Origin of the sequence: Brevundimonas sp., from assembly GCF_016742135.1 — a bacterium.
Lineage (GTDB): Bacteria > Pseudomonadota > Alphaproteobacteria > Caulobacterales > Caulobacteraceae > Brevundimonas.
Genome location: NZ_JACVCG010000001.1, coordinates 612,385 through 630,658 on the forward strand (window position 1 = coordinate 612,385; position 18,274 = coordinate 630,658).

The following is an 18,274-nucleotide window of genomic DNA, read 5'->3' on the forward strand; positions in this document are numbered from 1 at the left end:
GTTTACCGTTTCGACGAAGACAGACGCTCCGCGCGGGTGGTTTTCCGGAAGCTTGCGTCGGGTGGCCGTGTTCGGGCCTTACCGCAGCGCCCCCGGCGGGCGGGCTGAACCTGCGTTCAGTCCCGGGCGATCGAGTATCCCCCTCGACCCAGTGTTGAAGGCGGGCCTTGCGCCCGGCTGCCGAAGCCTCCCTGAGACCCGGAAGCCGGACAGCGCCGCCTTCAACCCCGCTCCATCCGCTCCCGCCGCCACAAGGTCGCAAGCCTTACGAGCCCTCCGCGCGACGGGACGCTGTGAGGATTGCACAGCTCGCGACCTGGTCGGGAAGAACGGTGCGAGACACGGAGGGGGTGTTGAAAGGGTTGGGGAATTTGGGGGCGGGTGTGATGGCTGCTGCCTTTGACCCAACACACCGTTCCTTCTCCCGTTGGGAGAAGGTGGCGCGTGAGCGCCGGATGAGGGCCGGCGGTGTCTGTCGGCGAATGCCGTGGCAGGACCGGTGCGACGGCTCACGCCGAAGGATAGGGTAAGCCCCTCACCCCCAACCCCCTCTCCCCCCGGGAGAGGGGACTCAGAGCAGGCGCAACACCCCCGGCATCGCCGCCGTGACGTCGGCCCAGGTCTGGTCGAAGTCGGTGTCGGTGCCGGTCCAGGGGTCGGCGACGCCCTGACCCTCTCGCCCCGGGACGTGGTCCAGCAACAGGGTGAGGCGGGCGGTGCTGCCTGCCGGCGCCAGACGGCGCAGGTCGGCGAGGTTCTGCCGGTCGAGGGCCAGGATGTGGTCAAAGCGGGTGAAGTCGTCCGCCGTCACCTGTCGCGCCCTCAGGTCCGATATATCCACCCCGTTCCGCCGCGCCGCCGCAATCGCGCGCGGATCGGGCGGCCGCCCGACATGCCAGTGCCCGGTGCCCGCCGAGTCGAGCCTCAGCTCGAGCCCCTGCTGCCGCGCGGCATGACGCACCGCCCCCTCGGCCAGCGGCGAGCGACAGATATTGCCGAGACAGACGAAGAGGAGGGAGGGCATGGGTTCCATACTCCTGATCCGCTCGTCCCCGCGGACGCGGGGATCCAGTTCTTTGCATCGTCGCGGGCGCTGAAGGCCTGGTCAAACAATGGCGAGGACAGGGCTTTGAATGCCCGAACTACTGGGCCCCGGCCTGCGCCGGGGAAGCGGAGGGAAGCGGAGGATGGGCTTTCCTGTCTCCTCCCTAGCGAAGCTGGGGAGGTGGCGCGGCGCTATAGCGCCGTGACGGAGGGGTTCTGGAGGCCGGCGCGTGCGGCCAAGAGCCCTTCCACCGCTCCGCGGTCCCCCTCCCCACCGCTGCGCGGCAGGGAGGAGACGATGCGTCGCGCCGGGCGTCGCTGTGTCCGCTGTGATGAACCCGGCTTTGCAAAGACAGGTCTCTGAAAGTCCCAATCACTGGGTCCCCACTTCCGTGGGGATGAGCGGGGAGAGGGTCGCTTCCAACTTGGTTGTCGCTCGAATCCGTGGTTCGTTGCGCACAGTTGCAACCTTGGGGAGGGCAGCATGGACCAGATTTTCAATCAGCTGGGTGGTGATCGCATCACATCACGCCAGATCGACGAGCTTATCGGTCTTGCGCGTGGTGTTGCGGCTGACGGCGATCTCAATGTTGCCGAGGTCGAATTCCTGCAGAAGTGGCTGGCGGCCAATATGGAAATCAGTCAACAACCCCTCATCCGCACACTCTACCATCGGATCAATGAAGTTCTTCTCGATGGTCAGCTAGACGATGAAGAGAAGGTGCAGCTTCTGGATGCTCTGAATAGCTTTTCCAACCGTGATTTCGAACTCGGCGAGGTGCTGAAGTCATCCACGCTGCCGCTATGTGATCCCGCTCCGACCCTTTCGTTTGCCAACAAGTCCTATTGCTTCACCGGAACCTTCATCTACGGCCAACGCAAAGCCTGTGAGCATGCTATAGCTGAGCGTGGAGGTCAGTCAGGAAGCCTGAGCCGCAAGACCGATTTTTTGGTGGTCGGAGCTTATGCTACGGAGTCCTGGAAGCATTCGGCGTTCGGTAACAAGATCATCCAAGCATGCGAGTGGCGGGACGAAGGGCGGCCCATCGCCATCGTTTCCGAGCAGCACTGGACAGCCCATCTCTGACTGATCGTTTTGCGCGGCTCCGACCCCCTCACCGCCGCCCGAACAGCTTCTCCAGATCGGCCAGTTTGAGCTCCACGTAGGTGGGGCGGCCGTGGTTGCACTGGCCGCTGTGGGGGGTGGCTTCCATCTGGCGGAGGAGGGCGTTCATTTCGGGCCCTGACAGCACGCGGCCGGCGCGGACGCTGCCGTGGCAGGCCATGGTGCCGCAGACGTCGCCGAGGCGTTCCTTGAGGGCAAGGGCCGCGCCGTGTTCGGACAGGTCGTCGGCGATGTCGCGTACCAGGCCGGCGGCGTCGACCTGGCCCAGCAGGGCGGGGACTTCGCGGACCAGGACGGCGCCGGCGCCAAAGGGTTCGACCACCAGTCCCAGCTCGGCCAGTTCGCCGGCGCGGTCGGCGACGCGCTCGGCCTCGGCCGGGTCCAGCTCGACCACCTCGGGCACCAGCAGGGTCTGGCGGGCGACGCCGCCCTCGGCCATCTGGGCCTTCATCCGCTCATAGACGAGGCGCTCATGCGCGGCGTGCTGGTCGACCAGGACCAGGCCGTCGCGGGTCTGGGCGACGATATAGGTGCCGTGCAGCTGGCCCCGGGCGACGCCGAGGGGGAGGTCCATGGGGTCGGCTTCGCCGGGAGTGGCGAGTGGCGAGTGGCGAGTGGCGAGTGGTTCGGGCTCCACGCGGGCTGAGCGGTCGTTGAGGCCGGGGATGGTCTGGGCGGCGGAGGAGGGGGCGCTCCAGCCTGTCCAGCCGGACCAGCCGGTGGCCTGCGGCTGGCTGGACGGGGCGGGGGCAAACCCGCTGTGGGGGGTGAAGCCGCCCAGCGCCTGATCGGCGACGGTGGTCGAGGCGCGGTGGCCGGCGGCGGCGAGGGAATGGCGCAGGCCGCCCACGATCAGGCCACGCACCAGGGCGGCGTCGCGGAAGCGCACCTCGGACTTGGCCGGGTGGACGTTGACGTCGACCTTGAGCGGATCGACGTCGAGGAACAGGACGGCGGCGGGGTGGCGGTCGCGGGCAAGGAAGTCGGCATAGGCGCCGCGCAGGGCCCCCTGCAGCAGGCGATCCTTCACCGGGCGGCCGTTGACGAACAGATACTGGTGCTGGGCATTGCCGCGTGAGTATGTCGGCAGGCCCGCATAGCCCGACAGGCGCAGGTCGTCGCGGGTCTGGTCGACCAGCAGGGCATTGGCCTCGAAATCGCGGCCAAGGATGGCGGACAGGCGACGGAGGCGCCCCTCATCCCCCGGATGTTCGGCGGGCAGGCGCAGGACGGAGCGGCCCTCGACGTCCAGCGCGAAGGTCACGGCCTCGTGCGCCATGGCCTGACGGCGCAGCTCCTCGGCGATGGCCATGGCCTCGGCCCGCTCGGACTTCATGAACTTGAGCCGGGCGGGGGTGGCGTAGAACAGGTCGCGCACCTCGACCCGGGTGCCGTGCGGGCCGGGGAAGGCGGCGGGGCCGGGCGGGGTGACGCGGCCGCCCTCGACGCGCAGGGCATGGGCGTCGCCGCCGGTGATGGGTCTGCTGGTGAGCGTCAGCCGGGCGACCGAGCCGATCGAGGGCAGGGCCTCACCGCGAAAACCGAGGGTGGAGATGCGCAGCAGGTCGACATCGCCCGCGTCGTCGGGTTCCAGCTTGGAGGTCGCGTGGCGCTCTATGGCCAGTTCGAGCTGGTCCGGGGCCATGCCGTGGCCGTCGTCGGCCACCAGGATGCGGGTCAGGCCGCCGCCCTCGATCTGCACCTCGATACGGGTGGCGCCGGCGTCGAGGGCGTTCTCGACCAGTTCCTTGACGGCACTGGCCGGGCGCTCGACCACCTCGCCGGCGGCGATGCGGTTGACGGTCTCGGGGGGAAGGCGGCGGATGGGCATGGATTCGGGAGGGTAGCGCATCCTGATCGTCATTCCTCCCCCCTCGGGGGAGGGGAACCGCGAAGCGGTGGAGGGGGCTGCGGCACGCTCGCGCTTATGGCTGGTCGGATAAGGCAGCTCTGCCCCCTCCACCATGCTGCGCATGGTCCCCCTCCCCCGGTGGGGGAGGAATGGGTCGTAGGGTTTGCCCGACTCCGCGTGGGGCGTTAGAGCATCGTTTCCTCCGCCGAAGACGAAGACCGACCATGCACGACATCCGCGCCATCCGTGACAACCCGCAGGCCTATGTGGCGGGCTGGACCTCGCGCGGGGTGGAGGATGCGCAGGCGGTGGTCGAGCAGATCCTGACGCTGGACCGCGAGCTGCGCGCCGCCCAGACGGCGGGGCAGGACGCCCTGTCGAAGCGGAATGCGGCGTCCAGGGCCATCGGCGCGGCCATGGGCAAAAAGGACCTGGCCGAGGCCGAGCGGCTGAAGGCCGAGGTCGAGGGGCTGAAGGGCGAGATCGCGGCGAATGAGGCGGTCGAGGCGGAGAAGGGCCGCGCGCTGCGCGATATCCTCGCGGGGCTGAAGAACCTGGCCGCCGACGATGTGCCGGACGGCGAGGACGAGGCCGGCAATGTCGAGACCGGCCGCTGGGGCGAGCCGCGCCGGACGGGACCGGCCAAGGATCACGCCGATCTGGGCGAGGCGCTGGGCCTGCTGGACTTTGAGGCCGCAGCGAAAATGTCGGGCGCGCGGTTTGCCGTGCTGAAGGGCGGGCTGGCGCGGCTGGAACGCGCCATCGGACAGTTCATGCTGGACATGCAGACGGACAAGCACGGCTATCTGGAGGTCAATCCGCCGTATCTGGTCCGCGACGAGGCCATGTTCGGCACCGGGCAGTTGCCGAAGTTCAAGGGTGACTTGTTCGGCGCAGCGTCCTTCTGGGACGCCTATGAGGCGGATCAGACGAGGCACACTCGCGAGCTCATCGCGGGAGGCCAAGGTCCCATGGTGGATCCAGAGGCTTTTCGGGCCGAGCGGCTGGCTAGGCAGAGACAATGGGCTGAGCGATACGAGAGCGGCGAGTTCAAGGCCGAGCTCTGGCTCATCCCCACCGCCGAGGTCTCCCTGACCAACCTCGTGCGCGAGAGCATCCTGTCCGAGGACGAGCTGGCCCAGCCGATGCGGCTGACGGCGCTGACGCCGTGCTTCCGGGCGGAGGCGGGGTCGGCAGGAAGGGATACGCGCGGCCTGATCCGCCAGCATCAGTTTTCCAAGGTCGAGCTGGTCTCGATCACCCGGCCGGAGGACTCCGAGGCCGAACATGAGCGGATGACCGGCTGTGCCGAGGCGGTCTTGCAGGCGCTGGAGCTGCCCTACCGGCGGATGCTGCTGTGCAAGGGCGACATGGGCTTTTCGGCGCGGAAGACCTTTGACCTCGAGGTCTGGCTGCCCAGCCAGGACACGTACCGGGAGATCAGCAGCTGCTCGAACTGCGGGGACTTCCAGGCCCGGCGGATGGACGCGCGCTTCAAGCGGGCCGGCGAGAAGAAGACGGAGTTTGTGCACACGTTGAACGGCTCGGGCCTCGCGGTCGGTCGCACGCTCGTCGCGATCATGGAGAACTATCAGGATCAGGACGGGCGCATCGCCGTTCCGTCCGTACTGCTGCCCTATATGGGTGGCGTCACCCATGTCGGAGCCTGATCCCATGAAGACCGTCCTGATCGCCCTGTCCCTGCCCGCGCTGGCGCTGGCCGCCTGCGCCACCGGCGACAATGTCGCGCCGCCGCCCGCCGGCTTCGATGCCTCCGCGACCGAGTTTACCGGCTGGGTCCGGGTGCGCGGCGAGGAGTTCCAGCTGTATGACACCGAGGTGTTGCTGAATACCGGCGGGGCCGCGCCCTGCGTCAGCGGCGCCCTGCCGCGCAATCTGCAGCGCGCCTCGGGCGATCTGAACGGCCAGCGGGTCCGATTCTACGGGCGCACGCGGGCCTGGTCCGAGCGGGGCAGCAGCCAGCTGCTGGACCTACAGGGGTCGCAGGTGTCGAACCTGTGCCGCCGCGACGTCGTGATCCAGGCGGATCGCGTCGAGGTCATTCGATAGGGGACAGGACGGTGCGCGCTTGAGGATACTGCTGACGAACGACGACGGCATCGAGGCCGAGGGGCTGGAGTGCCTGGAGCGGATCGCGCGCACCCTGTCGGATGATGTGTGGATCTGCGCCCCCCGGACCGAGCAGTCGGGCAAGGGGCGCGGCATCACCCTGACCGAGCCCTTGCGGGTCAACCGGATGGGCGACAAGCGCTTTGCCGTGACCGGAACACCGACCGACTGTGTGGTGCTGGCGGTCAATGACCTGATGCCGGAGCGCCCCGATCTGGTACTGTCGGGGGTCAACCGGGGGCATAATGTGGGCGAGGACTGTTCCTATTCCGGCACGGTGGCGGGCGCGCTGCAGGGGATGGCCTTCGGCATTCGTTCGATCGCCCTGTCGCAGAGCCTGGAACGGTTCCACGACACGGTCATGGCGCACTGGGACACGGCCGAGATCCATGCCCCGCCGATCATCAGCCGCCTGCTGGCCCAGAAATGGCAGGACGGCGTGGTCATGAACCTGAACTTTCCGGCGCGCCCGCCCGAGGCGGTGAGCGAGGTCGAGGTGACGACCCAGGGGTTCCGGGCCGTCGGCGAGATGCATGCGGTCCGGCGCACCGACCTGCGCGGGCGCGACTATTACTGGATGAGCTTTCGCGGCGAGAAACAGAGCCATGCGCCGGGCACCGACCTGCGCGCCATGGACGACGGCAAGATTTCGGTGACGCCGCTGCACATCGACCTGACCCACCGGACCAGCGTCAACGACCTGAAGCGGGTGCTGGGCGGCGCGGTGCCGAAGACGGTGGAGAAGGTATCGTGATCCTCCCCCGTCCTTCACGGGGGAGGGGGACCGCGAAGCGGGGGAGGGGGCGGCCGTCTGCACGCCCCTTGGCGCTCTGTCGCGGATGTTGCTTGCCCCCTCCACCATGCTGCGCATGGTCCCCCTCCCCCGCTGCGCAGGGGAGGAACTTTTGAAACTGAACGACGATCGCGCGGGACGGCTGATCCTGGGGCTGCGGCAGCAGGGGGTGACGGACCCGCGCGTGCTGGCGGCCATGGAATCGATCGACCGCGCGGTATTCGTCCATGAGAAATTCCTTGATCAGGCCTGGGAGGATCAGGCCCTGCCGATCGATTGCGCCCAGACGATTTCGCAGCCCTATATCGTCGGCCTGATGACCCAGGCGCTGGACGTGCAGCCGCGCCACCGGGTGCTGGAGATCGGCACCGGCAGTGGCTATCAGTGCGCGGTGCTGAGCCGGCTGGCCCGCTATGTCTATTCGGTTGAACGCTATCGCAGCCTGCTGAGCGAGGCGGAGGCCAGGCTGAAAGTCCTGCAGATCGACAATGTCATCACCCGGCACGGCGACGGCGGTCTGGGCTGGCCCGAGCAGGCCCCGTTCGACCGGATCATGGTGACGGCGGCGGCCCCGCACGAGCCGACCGAACTACTGAAACAGCTGAAGCCCGGGGGCATACTGGTGTGCCCGGTGGGGCGGACATCGGTGCAGATGCTGAACCGCTATGTCGGCCAGCCCGACGGATCGTTCCACCGCGAGAGCCTGACCGAGGTGCGGTTCGTGCCGCTGGTCGAGGGCACGGCCAAGGAGGGGTGAGGCCGGAATTCGGGGGGCTGTTAACCTTCATGCCCAACTTTGGTGCGGTTTGGCGGGTTGGCTTATGGCCGTCATCGGGGCACACCGGACAGCACGACCCGGGATCGAGAGGAGAGACGCGAATGGTGACCCTTCGACGGGGGATGACCCTTCTGGCCGTGACCATGGGCCTGCTGACCATGGCCGCCTGCGCCAGCTATCCGTCCGAGCCACGCTATTCGACGCGCCCGGTGCCGGTGAACCCGGCGGGGGTGCGGGTGGTCAGCACCACCGAGACCCCGCCGCCGCCGCGACCGACCTCGCCCCCGCCCGGTGTGGAATTCGGCACCGCAGCCCCGCTTGGCGCGGTCGAGGGCGGGGCGCTGGATGCCCCCGTCGTCAGTGCGCCGCCGGAAGTTGCCCCGACGGGGGCCGCCCCGCTTGAGGCCCTGCCGGTCAGCCGGGTGGCGGGCGCGCGCTATACCGTCCAGCCCGGCGATACATTGTCGGGGATCGGGCGTCGGTTCCTGACGCCGATCCAGGTGCTGATCGAGATGAATGATCTGGGCCCGCGGGCGGCGCTGAGCGTCGGCAGCGAGGTGATCCTGCCCGACTCGGCTGTGGATTCCGGACGCGATCCCTATGCCACGGGGCCATCGCCGACCGGCGTGCGCGTGCCGTCCGGGACCCTGCCGCCGCCCCCGCCGCCGCCCTCGGGCAATGCGCCCATGCCGCCCGTTACCAACGGCTCGACGGCGCGCAGCGGCCCGCTGGACTGGCCGGTGCGGGGCGACATCCTGCGCCGCTTTGGCCCCGTGGGGATGGGCGAGCGCAACAACGGAATCAATATCGGGGCGCCGCTGGGCGCGCCGGTCCGGGCCTCGGCCGCAGGACGGGTGGGTTATGTCGGCGATACCCTGCCGGGTCAGGGACTGACGGTGCTGGTGCTTCACCGCGACGGCTGGCGTACCGTCTATGGCCATCTGGGCAGCGCCACGGTGCGCGAAGGCGACGACATTGCCGCAGGCGCCCAGCTGGGCACCGTCGGCGACACGGCGGGCGACGGAAGGCCCTCGATCCACTTTGAGGTCTGGCGGATGCAGGGCGATCAACCCACGGCGCTGGACCCCCTGTTGCACCTGCCGCGATAAGAGTGCGTCCGGGGCACCGGTGTCCGTTGCAATCGGGCGTCCGGCCCCCTAGGTTCCGCGCCACCTTCGAGACATGTGGCCGGACAACGCTCCGTGCCGGGAGAAACCATGACAACCCAAGACCCGATCCTGCTGATGGCCGCCACCGCTGATGGCGGCATGACCGCCCTGCTGATGAACTTCCTGCCGTTCATCGCCATCTTCGTCCTGTTCTATTTCCTGCTGATCCGTCCGCAGCAGAAGCGGGTGAAGGCGCATCAGGAGCTGGTCGCCTCGGTCAAGCGCGGGGACACCATCGTCCTGTCCAGCGGCGTGATCGGCAAGGTGACCCGGGTCGAGGCGGATGAGGTCATGGCCGAGATCGCCCAGGGCGTGAATGTGCGCGTGGTCAAGACCATGATTACCGAGGTGCGCGACCGCACCGCGCCCGCCGCCATCGAACGCAAGGCCAAGAGCAGCAAGGCCTGATCGGGCCGGTCTGCGGGGAAGCGAACCATGATTCATCTGTCGCGCTGGAAGGTGATCCTTCTTGCCCTGTCCGTGGCGTTCGGCGTGCTGTTCGCCTATCCGAACCTGCTGACGCCCGCCCAGCGCGACGCGCTGCCCGGCTTCCTGCCCAAGAATGCCCTGAACCTGGGTCTGGACCTGCAGGGCGGCTCCTATCTCCTGCTCGAGGTCGACGTGACCGAGATGCAGGCCAAGCGCGTCAGCAATACGGTCGAGGACGTCCGTCAGATCCTGAGCGAGGCACAGATCGTGCCCGTGTCGATCCAGCCCGATACGACCGGCGTGGTCGTGACCCTGTCGACGGAAGACCAGGTCAATACGGCCTTTACGGCTATCCGGGACAGCGTGACCCGCGGCGCCGCGGGCGGCGTGGCGGACCGTCAGGTGACCCGCCAGTCGAACAACCGCCTGCGCGTCGCCTTTACCGATGCCGCCCTGAACCGCATGGGCCCGGACGCCGTGACCCAGTCGATCGAGGTGGTGCGCCGCCGGATCGACAATCTGGGCACCCGCGAGCCCTCGATCATGCGCCAGGGCAGCAACCGGATCGTCATCCAGGCCCCGGGCGAGAGCGATCCCGCAGCGCTTGAACGCGTCATCGGCCAGACCGCCCAGCTGACCTTCCAGATGGTCGATGTCGAAAACAGCCTGGAGGAGGCCCTGCGGGGCCGGGTGCCGCCCGACGCGATCCTCATGGTCGACGACCTGGGCAATCCCATACTGGTCAAACGCCGGGTGCTGGTGTCGGGCGAGAACCTGACCCGGGCCTTCGTCACCCAGGACCAGAACGGGCGCACGGCCATCGGCTTCAATTTCGACAGCGAGGGCGCGCGCCGTTTCGGCGAAGTGACCGCCGCCAACATCGGTCGTCCGTTCGCCATCATCCTCGACGGCAAGGTGATCTCGGCCCCGGTGATCCGCAGCGCCATTCTGGGCGGTTCGGGCGTGATCGAAGGCAATTATTCGATCGCTTCGGCGTCCGAAATGGTCAGCCTGCTGAACGGCGGAGCCCTGCCGGCTCCCCTGAAGGTCGAGGAACGCCGGACCGTCACGGCCGAACTGGGCAAGGACGCGGTGGACCGCGGCATGCAGGCGACCGCCCTGGGTTTCGTCGTCATCGTGCTCTTCATGTTCCTGGCCTACGGCCTGCTGTTCGGCGGCATTTCGGTGGTCGGCCTGTTGCTCAACGGCCTGCTCATCATGGCCGCCATGTCGATGACCCAGGCGACCCTGACCCTGCCGGGCATCGCCGGCCTGATCCTGACCTTCGCCGTGGCCGTCGACGCCAACGTCCTGATCTATGAGCGGATGCGCGACGAGGCCCGACAGGGTCGCAGCGTGATCGCCTCGCTGGACGCGGGCTTCCACAAGGCCATGGGGACGATCGTCGACGCCAACCTGACGACCCTGGTCGCGGCCCTGATCATGTTCTTCTTCGGCGCGGGTCCGGTGCGCGGCTTCGCCTGGACGCTGACCATAGGCGTGTTCACCTCCATGCTGTCGGCGGTGCTGGTGGCCCAGGTCGGCCTGGGCTGGTGGCTCAAGGTCGCCAAGCCCAAGAAACTGCCGGTGGCGGAGTGATGCCCATGCGCGGATGGCCCCTTATCAAACTGCTGCCGTCGAAGACGAATTTCCGTTTCGTCCGGTATTCGCCCGTTCTGGGCACCCTTTCGATCCTGATGTGCGTCGCGGCGCTCGTCGGTTTTTTCGTGCCCGGCCTGAACATGGGCATCGACTTCAGCGGCGGGGCCTCGATGGAGATCTCCAAGCCCGCCGGACAGGTCATAAACCAGGATGAGGTCTCGAGCGCCGTCAGCGCGCTGGGGCTTCAGGACGTGGGGGTGCAGGGCATCGCCAGGCTGGACAGCAATGCCGTCGACGGTTCGACCATGCTGCTGCGCTTCCAGGTGCCCGAAGGGGCCGACCAGACCGAGATCGTTCAGCAGGTCGAGACCGCCATCACCGAAACCATCGGCGAGGTGACCTATTCCGGCGTGTCGGTGGTCGGTTCCAAGGTGTCCGGCGAACTGTTCCAGAAGGGCCTGATGGCCCTCGGCATGGCGACGATCCTGATGTTTCTCTACATCTGGTTCCGGTTCGAGCCCCAGTTCGGCCTGGGGGCCGTGGTCGGCCTGGTCCACGACGTGATCATGACCTTCGGCCTGATCGTCGTCATGCAGCTGGAATTCAGCCTGAACATGGTGGCCGCCATCCTGACGGTGATCGGCTATTCGATGAACGACACCGTCGTCGTGTTCGACCGTCTCCGCGAGAACCTGCGCAAGTACAAGACCATGCCCCTGCGCGAAGTGATCGACCTGTCGATCAACGAGACGCTCAGCCGGACCATCGTCACCGGCATCACGGCGGTCATGGTTCTGGTCGTGCTGGCGGCGCTGGGCGGCGAGGTGCTGTTCGGCTTCTCGATCGCCCTGATGTTCGGCATCATCGTCGGCACCTATTCCTCGGTCTATGTCGCCGCGCCGGTCATCCTGCTTTGGGGGGTCAAGCGGGGCGAGTTCGCCGAGGAGGCCAAGCCGATCAAGCTGGGCGGTGCCAGCCGACCCTAGGGCGATCATCATCAGGCCGGGGAGGGCCGAACCATGGGCAAGTTACTGAGCAGCTTTCGCGCGACCGTCATCCTCAGCCTGGTGCTGGCGGGACTGATGGTCTTTGCCTTCGGGCGGGTCGCCGCCGGCGGCTTCGACCTGATCTTCTGGCAGGCCGTGTTCCGCTGGGTGCACGTGGCCGCGGGCATTCTGTGGATCGGCCTGCTGTACTATTTCAACTTCGTCCAGATCCGGGTGATGCCGTCGATCCCGGCCGAGCTGAAGCCGGCGGTCGGCAAGCATATCGCGCCCGAGGCCCTGTTCTGGTTCCGCTGGGCGGCGCTGGTGACGGTGCTGGCGGGGCTGGCGGTCATGTTCGCCCGGGGCCATGCCTATGCCGCCGAGGTCCTGAGCTTCGGTCTGGCCGGTGGTCTGGTCGAGGGGGATCAGGGCTTCATGCTGATGGGCATGGGCGTCTGGCTGGCCATCATCATGTTCCTGAACGTCTGGGGGATCATCTGGCCGAACCAGAAGCGCGCGCTCGGCATCGTCGCCGTCGACGACGACAAAAAGGCCCGCGCCGCCCGCGTCGCCATGCTGGCCAGCCGCACCAACCTGCTGCTGAGCTTCCCGATGCTGACCTCCATGGCCATGTATCAGACGCTGTTCGGCTGATCCCTTGAGTGCGCCGCCTGTCGATCTGGACGCCCAGGTCCGGGCCGCCGATCCGGATCGCTGGCTGTCCAGCCGGTTCGTGGCGGACGAGGGGCGGCGCGCCGATCTGATCGCCCTTTATGCGTTCGAGGCCGAGCTGATGGTCATCCCGACCCGGGTGACCCAGCCCCTGCTGGCCGAGATGCGCTATCGCTGGTGGGCCGACCAGATGGACGGGGTGTTCTCAGGCGCCCCCCGCATCGGCCATCCGGTGCTGGAGGCCCTGACCGGCGTGGTCGAGCGCCACGGGCTGGACCGCGCGCCGCTGGAGGCCCTGATCGAGGCGCATATAGGCCGGGTGCATGGCGAGGCCCACGATCTGGACGCCTTCTACGTCGGGCCGATGCAGGCGGCGGTGCGGGTGCTGGCCGGACCGGGGCATGAGGCGGCGGTGGTCGAGGCCGGTCGCATGCGGGGTCTGGCCCAGACCGGGCGGCCCGAGGCAGCGCGGGCCGTCCGCGATGCCGCAAATGCCGCGCTGAAGGCCCTGCCAACCGTGGCCTTTCCCGCCGTGGCCCCCGCGACCCTGCTGGACCCCGCAGCCCCCGAACCGGTCAAGCGTCTGCGGCTGGTCTGGGCGAGCCTGAGGGGAAAGGTGTAGTAGGGACCGGTCTCATCTGGCGCGGGAACCTGGAGAGCGGACAATGACACGCATGAAGATCCACGCGGAAAGGCATCGGGTGTCGCGCATCGGCTGGCTGCGTGCGGCCGTGCTGGGCGCCAACGACGGCCTGGTCTCGACCGCCAGCCTGGTCGCGGGGGTGGCGGCGGCCGGGGCACCCCGCGGGGCGGTGCTGGTCGCCGGAGTGGCTGGGCTGGTCGCAGGCGCGATGTCGATGGCGGCCGGTGAATATATTTCCGTCAGTTCGCAGTCCGATACCGAAAAGGCCGATCTCATGCGCGAGACGGCTGAACTGGCCACCGATCGGGAAGCCGAGGTCGAGGAGCTGGCCGGCATCTACGCCGCGCGCGGGGTCGATCCCGAACTGGCGCGCCAGGTGGCGTTGCAACTGATGGACAAGGATGCGCTCGGGGCCCATGCCCGGGATGAACTCGGAATTTCCGAGATAACGACCGCGCGGCCGATACAGGCGGCGCTGACCTCAGCCCTGACCTTCGCGACGGGTGCGGCCCTGCCGTTGCTGGTGGCTGCCGTAGCGCCGATGGCTGCCCTTCTTGCCTGGGTAGTGGGAGCGGCCCTGATCGGCCTGGCGGTGCTTGGTCTTCTGGGGGCCGGAGCGGGTGGGGCACCGCTGGCGCGTTCGGCGGTTCGTGTGGTGTTCTGGGGCACCCTGGCCATGGCCGTGACCGCTGCGGTGGGCAGGCTGTTCGGCGCGGTCGTCTGAGCGGGCGAGAGGCGACCGAACAGCCTGATCACTCGGCCATCGGCAGGCGGGCCACGCGGGGCTCCCCGTTCACCAGCCAGACGAGGATTGTGGGGTGGCCCTCGGTCACCACCTCGACGCCGCGCTGGACCAGCGGATATCCCGGAACGCAGGGCTCGACGTCGTTACCCTCCACCATGTCGCAGGCCGTCAGATAGCGGTCACGCTCCAGCGGGCGGATGCGGCGCTCCAGCAGCGGTCCCGTCGGCGGCTGCTCGGCGGTTACGACATTGATGGCGCGAGACAGATCCCTGGCCAGGATGAATTCCACGTCGTGCCGGTGGCTGTGCGGGCGCATGGCGATGCGGATGATGTCATCCTGACCGTCATAGTCCACGTCCCACCGTACGGCGTCGGCAGGTTCGGCCAGGCCCTCACCGGTGGCGGCGTCGGCGGTGGCCTCGCCCAGGGTCGCCACCACCGGCTTGTCGTACAGATACGGCGAGCCGCGACAGACGGCATCGGTGATCAGGCCCTCGGCCGAATGGGGGATGCCGTGCACGATCTCATCCACCGCAGCCTCGCCCAGAAGGCGGCCCGAGGCGTCAAACACCTGCACGGTCTGCATGCGGATGCTGCCGCCGCAGTCGGTGGTGCCGGTGACCTGCGTGACGACCTGATCGCCGACGACGGTGCCATGATCGACCCAGACATAGCGGACGGTCCGCGCCTCCCGCCGGGCGGGGCTACCCTGCGGCAGCATGTCGGCCTCCAGCAGGAAGAGGGAGGTGCCGTCGGGCCGCTCTGCCGTCGGGGTGAAGTCGATCAGCTGTCGCCAGGGGCCGTCCTGCGGGTCAGTTGCGGGAACGGACAGGGCAAGCGCAGCCAGAACACCAAGCATGGGACACCTCCGAACCAATAGCCGCTCACCCTAGAAAGCGATCGGGCGTCTGGAAAGCGCCTTCCACGGTCCGTCAGGAACCGGAAGTCCGGGGAAACTCCGTCGCCTCGCGCGGCCAGACCCGGCGGTTCGGCGACTGGTCAAAGGCCCAGCGGATGAAGCGGGCGGTGGTCAGGGCACCGGTGCGCACCAGAGGACGCGGCAGGGGCGGACGGCGGCCGTGCATCGTCTGGGCCCAGGCGGGCAGGAGATCAAAGCCGGCCTGCATGATGACCCCGGCTGCCGCATCGACGGCGGGCGAGCCGATGCGCTGGCGCATCACCAGACCGGCGACCTCGCGGGTGCGGGCATCGGCACGCAGTTGGGGGCGATACGACTGGATGAGGGCCTCGGCCCCGGCCCGGGTGCGGGGCAGGGGGTCGGCCCCCAGCGCCTGACCGACGCGGGCCATCTCGTCGAAATAGGCGTCCTGTTCGGCCAGCGGCATGTCGGGCCGGGCATAGCGGACCCACGCGTCGAGGAAGCTGATCGTCTCGGTCACATGGACCCAGGCCAGAAGGGCGGGGTCGGACACCCGATAGGCCGTGCCGTCGGGCAGGGTGCCGCCCAGCTTCGCGTGGATGCGGTTGACCTTGTCGATGGCGGCCTGACCGGCCTCGGCGTGGTCATAGGTGGTCACGGCGATGAATTTGGCGGTGCGACGCAGGCGCCCGTGCATGTCGGCGCGAAAGTCGGAATGGTCCCAGACCCCGGCCAGCACCGCCGGGTGCAGCATCTGCAGCAGCAGGCCCGACACCCCGCCGATCATCATGGTCACCACATCGCCATTGACTTGCCAGGCGACTGAGGCGGGCGGGAAAAGGGCATCGCCCCGCCGCATCACCGGCCGCTCGCCCTTCTCCGCATCGTTGAACACATCGCTGATGCGTTTGCGGATGGCGGCGCGGACGGGGTCGAGCAGCACAGTCAGGCCCGCCCGGCGGGCGGCTGGAGCGCGAGGATCTTGCGGTCGAGGCGGGTGATCTCGGATTCCAGTCGCGCCTGTTCGGAGGCCATGTCGACCGGGGTGCCGTCGTCATAGGTGATCTGCGCCCCCTTCGCGATCAGGTCGAGGCGGTGGATCAGGGTGACGCGGCGCTCGATCAGGCGCTCCAGTTCGCTGTCGGTGCCGGTCATGCCGCGTCCCGCCAGGCCTTGAGGGCCTCGATGGCCCGGAGGCTCATCAGGCGTTTCTTCGCGCGACCGCGATCCTTGGGCGGGATCTTCTTGCCGTCCTCGTCGACGCGTGGGGCTTCGAGCGGGGGCAGCAGGCCGTAGTTGATGTTCATCGGCTGGAATTTCGAGCCTTCCAGATGGCCGCCGGTGATGTGTTCGACCAGGGCGCCGATGGCGGTCTCGGGCGGCGGAGGCGTCAGATCGCGGCCAAGGGCTTGCGCTGCCGCGAGGCGGCCGGACAGCAGGCCCAGCGCCGCGCTTTCGACATAGCCCTCCACGCCCGTGACCTGACCGGCGAAGCGCAGGCGCGGCAGGGCCTTCAGCCGCAGCTGGCGGTCCAGCAGTTTCGGGCTGTTAAGGAAGGTGTTGCGGTGCAGGCCGCCCAGCCGCGCAAACTGGGCACTTTCCAGCCCCGGGATCATGCGGAAGATGTCGGTCTGGGCGCCGTATTTCAGCTTGGTCTGGAAGCCGACCATGTTGAACAGGGTGCCGAGCGCATTGTCCTGACGCAGCTGGACGATGGCGTGGGCCTTGACCGTCGGATTGCGCGGATTGGTCAGGCCGACGGGCTTCATAGGGCCGTGGCGCAGGGTCTCGCGCCCCCGCTCGGCCATGACCTCAATGGGCAGGCACCCGTCGAAATAGGGGACGTTCTCCCACTCCTTGAACTCGGTCTTGGGGCCGGCCAGCAGGGCATCGATGAAGGCGTCATACTGTGCCTTGTCCATCGGGCAGTTGACGTAGGCGGCTGCGTCGCCGCCGGGCCCGGCCTTGTCGTAGCGCGACTGGCGCCAGGCGATGTCAAAGTCGATTGAGTCGGCGTGGATGATGGGGGCGATGGCGTCGAAGAAGCTGAGCGACTCCTCGCCCGTGGTCTTCAGGATGGCGTCGGCCAGCGCCGCCGAGGTCAGCGGCCCGGTCGCGACGATGACATTGTCCCAATCCTCCGGCGGGATGCCGGCGATTTCCTCGCGCACCACGGTGATCAGCGGGTGGGCCATCAGCTGTGCGGTGACGGCTTCGGAAAAGCCCTCGCGGTCGACGGCGAGGGCGCCGCCGGCGGGCACCTGATGGGCGTCGCCGCAGCTCATGATAATCGAATCCAGCGCCCGCATTTCGGCGTGCAACAGGCCCACGGCATTGTATTCCCAGTCATCCGACCGGAAGGAGTTGGAGCAGACCAGTTCGGCCAGGCCGTCGGTCTGGTGGGCGTCGGTGCGGACGCCGTCGCGGCGCATCTCGTGCAGGATGACGGGCACGCCGGCGCGGGCGATCTGCCAGGCGGCTTCCGAGCCGGCCAGGCCGCCGCCGATCACATGAATGGGGGAGGGGGAGGAGGTCATCGCGGCTTTCTAGACACGCCGGACGACTTCGTCAGCAACCGTCTGGTCGCAGATGGGGGCAAGGCGTTAGGATGCGGGCCACGGGGGGAGGCGGAATGTCTGCGAATACGGCATCGATGGAGCATGTGCGTCGGCTGCGGCCGGGCCGTGCCATGGCGAGCGCGGTCAAGGGCCTGCCGCGCCTGTGGGCGGGGGGCTGGGCCGGGCTGGTGCTGCTGGCCCTGATGATCCCTCTTGGCGGCTGGACGAGGGGGTCAGAGCCCGCGCAGCTTCTGTTCACCGCAATAGCCGCCGTGCTGACCCTGGCGGTCTGGACGGGGCTGACCGCCGTGGCGCTGGACCGCGATCCGCCGCCGGGCGGCGTGGCCATGGGGCCGGTCCTGCTGCGGGTGGTGCTGGCCGCCGGGCTGAACCTGATCTTTCTGGCGATGATCGCCGTGGTGCTGGCGCTGGTCAGCCTGGCCATCGCCGGCATGTCGGGCCTGAACCTTGAGGCCGTACAGGCGCGCGACTGGGCCCATGTCGGGCCGGTCTGGCAGCTGGTGGTGCTGGGGCTGGTCGCGCTGATCGTTCTGGCCGTGCCGCTGTTGCTGATGGTGCGGCTGTCGCTGTTCGTGCAGGCGACCGTCGGGCGGGGCCATGCGGTGTCGCTGAACACCATGGGAATCGCCCAGGGCAGTTTCTGGGTGCTGATGCTGCTGTTCCTCGGTCTGGCCATACCGCCGCTCGCCCTATTGGGGTGGGCGGCATCCCGCGGGTTGATGGAACTGGCCATGGTGACGCTTGTCGGGCTATGGATGCCCCTGTCGGCGGGGGCGCTGGCGGCGGCCTATGGCCAGCTGGAGTACTGGAGCCCGGACTCGTCGGGCCACCTCGGGGGAGGGTGAG

General features: G+C 68.3%; 19 protein-coding genes. 13 read left to right on the forward strand and 6 right to left on the reverse strand.

Translation table 11 applies throughout. From position 1 onward, the window contains the following. Positions 1–571 precede the first annotated feature (571 nt). Positions 572–1,024: a low molecular weight protein-tyrosine-phosphatase gene (locus tag IBJ06_RS03005; protein WP_292157083.1), complete on the reverse strand. Its 453-nt coding sequence runs from the start codon at positions 1,022–1,024 to the stop codon at positions 572–574. A 504-nt stretch (positions 1,025–1,528) separates the two neighbouring features. Here IBJ06_RS03005 and IBJ06_RS03010 point away from each other — a divergent pair. Continuing rightward, positions 1,529–2,131 (forward strand): BRCT domain-containing protein, encoded by a 603-nt coding sequence (locus IBJ06_RS03010; protein WP_292157085.1) that lies wholly within the window; start codon positions 1,529–1,531, stop codon positions 2,129–2,131. Between the two features lie 28 nt (positions 2,132–2,159). Here IBJ06_RS03010 and mutL read toward each other — a convergent pair whose 3' ends face one another. After that, a complete protein-coding gene (gene mutL, locus IBJ06_RS03015) occupies positions 2,160–4,001 on the reverse strand; it encodes a DNA mismatch repair endonuclease MutL (RefSeq protein ID WP_292157285.1) in 1,842 nt (613 codons plus the stop codon). Positions 4,002–4,246: 245 nt separating this feature from the next. On the opposite strand from mutL, the gene serS reads away from it, so the two are divergent. The 11 genes from serS (at position 4,247) to IBJ06_RS03070 (ending at position 13,948) form a co-directional block, all read left to right on the forward strand. Further along, positions 4,247–5,692 carry a serine--tRNA ligase gene (gene serS, locus IBJ06_RS03020; RefSeq protein ID WP_292157087.1) on the forward strand — a complete coding sequence of 482 codons (1,446 nt, stop codon included), beginning with the start codon at positions 4,247–4,249 and terminating at the stop codon, positions 5,690–5,692. Positions 5,693–5,696: 4 nt separating this feature from the next. Then, positions 5,697–6,092 (forward strand): hypothetical protein, encoded by a 396-nt coding sequence (locus tag IBJ06_RS03025; RefSeq protein WP_292157089.1) that lies wholly within the window; start codon positions 5,697–5,699, stop codon positions 6,090–6,092. A gap of 19 nt (positions 6,093–6,111) precedes the next feature. Beyond that, positions 6,112–6,906, forward strand: a complete 795-nt coding sequence (gene surE, locus IBJ06_RS03030) for a 5'/3'-nucleotidase SurE (RefSeq protein ID WP_292157091.1) — start codon at positions 6,112–6,114, stop codon at positions 6,904–6,906. A 151-nt stretch (positions 6,907–7,057) separates the two neighbouring features. Next, positions 7,058–7,702: a protein-L-isoaspartate(D-aspartate) O-methyltransferase gene (locus tag IBJ06_RS03035; RefSeq protein WP_292157093.1), complete on the forward strand. Its 645-nt coding sequence runs from the start codon at positions 7,058–7,060 to the stop codon at positions 7,700–7,702. A 122-nt stretch (positions 7,703–7,824) separates the two neighbouring features. Beyond that, the gene (locus IBJ06_RS03040; protein WP_292157097.1) at positions 7,825–8,832 is read left to right on the forward strand and encodes a peptidoglycan DD-metalloendopeptidase family protein; all 1,008 of its coding nucleotides are present in this window, start codon (positions 7,825–7,827) and stop codon (positions 8,830–8,832) included. A gap of 108 nt (positions 8,833–8,940) precedes the next feature. Further along, positions 8,941–9,300, forward strand: a complete 360-nt coding sequence (gene yajC, locus IBJ06_RS03045) for a preprotein translocase subunit YajC (RefSeq protein WP_292157100.1) — start codon at positions 8,941–8,943, stop codon at positions 9,298–9,300. Positions 9,301–9,327: 27 nt separating this feature from the next. Continuing rightward, the gene (gene secD, locus IBJ06_RS03050; RefSeq protein ID WP_292157102.1) at positions 9,328–10,920 is read left to right on the forward strand and encodes a protein translocase subunit SecD; all 1,593 of its coding nucleotides are present in this window, start codon (positions 9,328–9,330) and stop codon (positions 10,918–10,920) included. After that, positions 10,920–11,909, forward strand: coding sequence for a protein translocase subunit SecF (secF, locus tag IBJ06_RS03055; protein ID WP_292157105.1), 990 nt, complete (start codon positions 10,920–10,922; stop codon positions 11,907–11,909). Before secD ends, secF begins: the two co-directional genes overlap by 1 nt. Positions 11,910–11,942: 33 nt before the next feature. Beyond that, positions 11,943–12,563: a hypothetical protein gene (locus tag IBJ06_RS03060; protein WP_292157107.1), complete on the forward strand. Its 621-nt coding sequence runs from the start codon at positions 11,943–11,945 to the stop codon at positions 12,561–12,563. A gap of 4 nt (positions 12,564–12,567) precedes the next feature. Beyond that, complete coding sequence (locus IBJ06_RS03065) at positions 12,568–13,203, forward strand: squalene/phytoene synthase family protein (RefSeq protein WP_292157109.1); 636 nt, start codon at positions 12,568–12,570, stop codon at positions 13,201–13,203. Between the two features lie 43 nt (positions 13,204–13,246). Then, positions 13,247–13,948: a VIT family protein gene (locus IBJ06_RS03070; RefSeq protein WP_292157111.1), complete on the forward strand. Its 702-nt coding sequence runs from the start codon at positions 13,247–13,249 to the stop codon at positions 13,946–13,948. A gap of 28 nt (positions 13,949–13,976) precedes the next feature. Here the strand turns inward: IBJ06_RS03070 and IBJ06_RS03075 are convergent, their stop codons facing one another. The 4 genes from IBJ06_RS03075 to trmFO all read right to left on the reverse strand — a co-directional run bounded on the left by IBJ06_RS03075 (position 13,977) and on the right by trmFO (position 17,386). After that, complete coding sequence (locus IBJ06_RS03075; protein ID WP_292157113.1) at positions 13,977–14,828, reverse strand: hypothetical protein; 852 nt, start codon at positions 14,826–14,828, stop codon at positions 13,977–13,979. A gap of 73 nt (positions 14,829–14,901) precedes the next feature. Further along, positions 14,902–15,792: an oxygenase MpaB family protein gene (locus IBJ06_RS03080; RefSeq protein ID WP_292157115.1), complete on the reverse strand. Its 891-nt coding sequence runs from the start codon at positions 15,790–15,792 to the stop codon at positions 14,902–14,904. Between the two features lie 2 nt (positions 15,793–15,794). Then, on the reverse strand, positions 15,795–16,004 hold the full coding sequence (locus tag IBJ06_RS03085; protein ID WP_292157117.1) for a hypothetical protein: 210 nt from the start codon (positions 16,002–16,004) through the stop codon (positions 15,795–15,797). Next, positions 16,001–17,386, reverse strand: coding sequence for a methylenetetrahydrofolate--tRNA-(uracil(54)-C(5))-methyltransferase (FADH(2)-oxidizing) TrmFO (gene trmFO, locus IBJ06_RS03090; RefSeq protein ID WP_292157119.1), 1,386 nt, complete (start codon positions 17,384–17,386; stop codon positions 16,001–16,003). The genes IBJ06_RS03085 and trmFO overlap by 4 nt, the downstream gene beginning before the upstream one ends. A gap of 95 nt (positions 17,387–17,481) precedes the next feature. On the opposite strand from trmFO, the gene IBJ06_RS03095 reads away from it, so the two are divergent. Next, a complete protein-coding gene (locus tag IBJ06_RS03095; RefSeq protein WP_292157123.1) occupies positions 17,482–18,273 on the forward strand; it encodes a hypothetical protein in 792 nt (263 codons plus the stop codon). The last annotated feature ends 1 nt before the right edge of the window (position 18,274 follow it).

What these genes read in the sequence shown, in the direction of transcription:
- IBJ06_RS03025 (WP_292157089.1), top strand. Translation starts at nt 5,697, where the DNA reads ATGAAGACCGTCCTGATCGCCCTGTCCCTGCCCGCGCTGGCGCTGGCC.
- IBJ06_RS03060 (WP_292157107.1), top strand. Translation starts at nt 11,943, where the DNA reads ATGGGCAAGTTACTGAGCAGCTTTCGCGCGACCGTCATCCTCAGCCTG.
- IBJ06_RS03005 (WP_292157083.1), bottom strand. Translation starts at nt 1,024, where the DNA reads ATGCCCTCCCTCCTCTTCGTCTGTCTCGGCAATATCTGTCGCTCGCCG.
- secD (WP_292157102.1), top strand. Translation starts at nt 9,328, where the DNA reads ATGATTCATCTGTCGCGCTGGAAGGTGATCCTTCTTGCCCTGTCCGTG.
- yajC (WP_292157100.1), top strand. Translation starts at nt 8,941, where the DNA reads ATGACAACCCAAGACCCGATCCTGCTGATGGCCGCCACCGCTGATGGC.
- IBJ06_RS03010 (WP_292157085.1), top strand. Translation starts at nt 1,529, where the DNA reads ATGGACCAGATTTTCAATCAGCTGGGTGGTGATCGCATCACATCACGC.
- IBJ06_RS03085 (WP_292157117.1), bottom strand. Translation starts at nt 16,004, where the DNA reads ATGACCGGCACCGACAGCGAACTGGAGCGCCTGATCGAGCGCCGCGTC.
- serS (WP_292157087.1), top strand. Translation starts at nt 4,247, where the DNA reads ATGCACGACATCCGCGCCATCCGTGACAACCCGCAGGCCTATGTGGCG.
- trmFO (WP_292157119.1), bottom strand. Translation starts at nt 17,386, where the DNA reads ATGACCTCCTCCCCCTCCCCCATTCATGTGATCGGCGGCGGCCTGGCC.
- mutL (WP_292157285.1), bottom strand. Translation starts at nt 4,001, where the DNA reads ATGCCCATCCGCCGCCTTCCCCCCGAGACCGTCAACCGCATCGCCGCC.
- secF (WP_292157105.1), top strand. Translation starts at nt 10,920, where the DNA reads ATGCCCATGCGCGGATGGCCCCTTATCAAACTGCTGCCGTCGAAGACG.
- IBJ06_RS03040 (WP_292157097.1), top strand. Translation starts at nt 7,825, where the DNA reads ATGGTGACCCTTCGACGGGGGATGACCCTTCTGGCCGTGACCATGGGC.
- IBJ06_RS03095 (WP_292157123.1), top strand. Translation starts at nt 17,482, where the DNA reads ATGTCTGCGAATACGGCATCGATGGAGCATGTGCGTCGGCTGCGGCCG.
- IBJ06_RS03075 (WP_292157113.1), bottom strand. Translation starts at nt 14,828, where the DNA reads ATGCTTGGTGTTCTGGCTGCGCTTGCCCTGTCCGTTCCCGCAACTGAC.
- IBJ06_RS03070 (WP_292157111.1), top strand. Translation starts at nt 13,247, where the DNA reads ATGACACGCATGAAGATCCACGCGGAAAGGCATCGGGTGTCGCGCATC.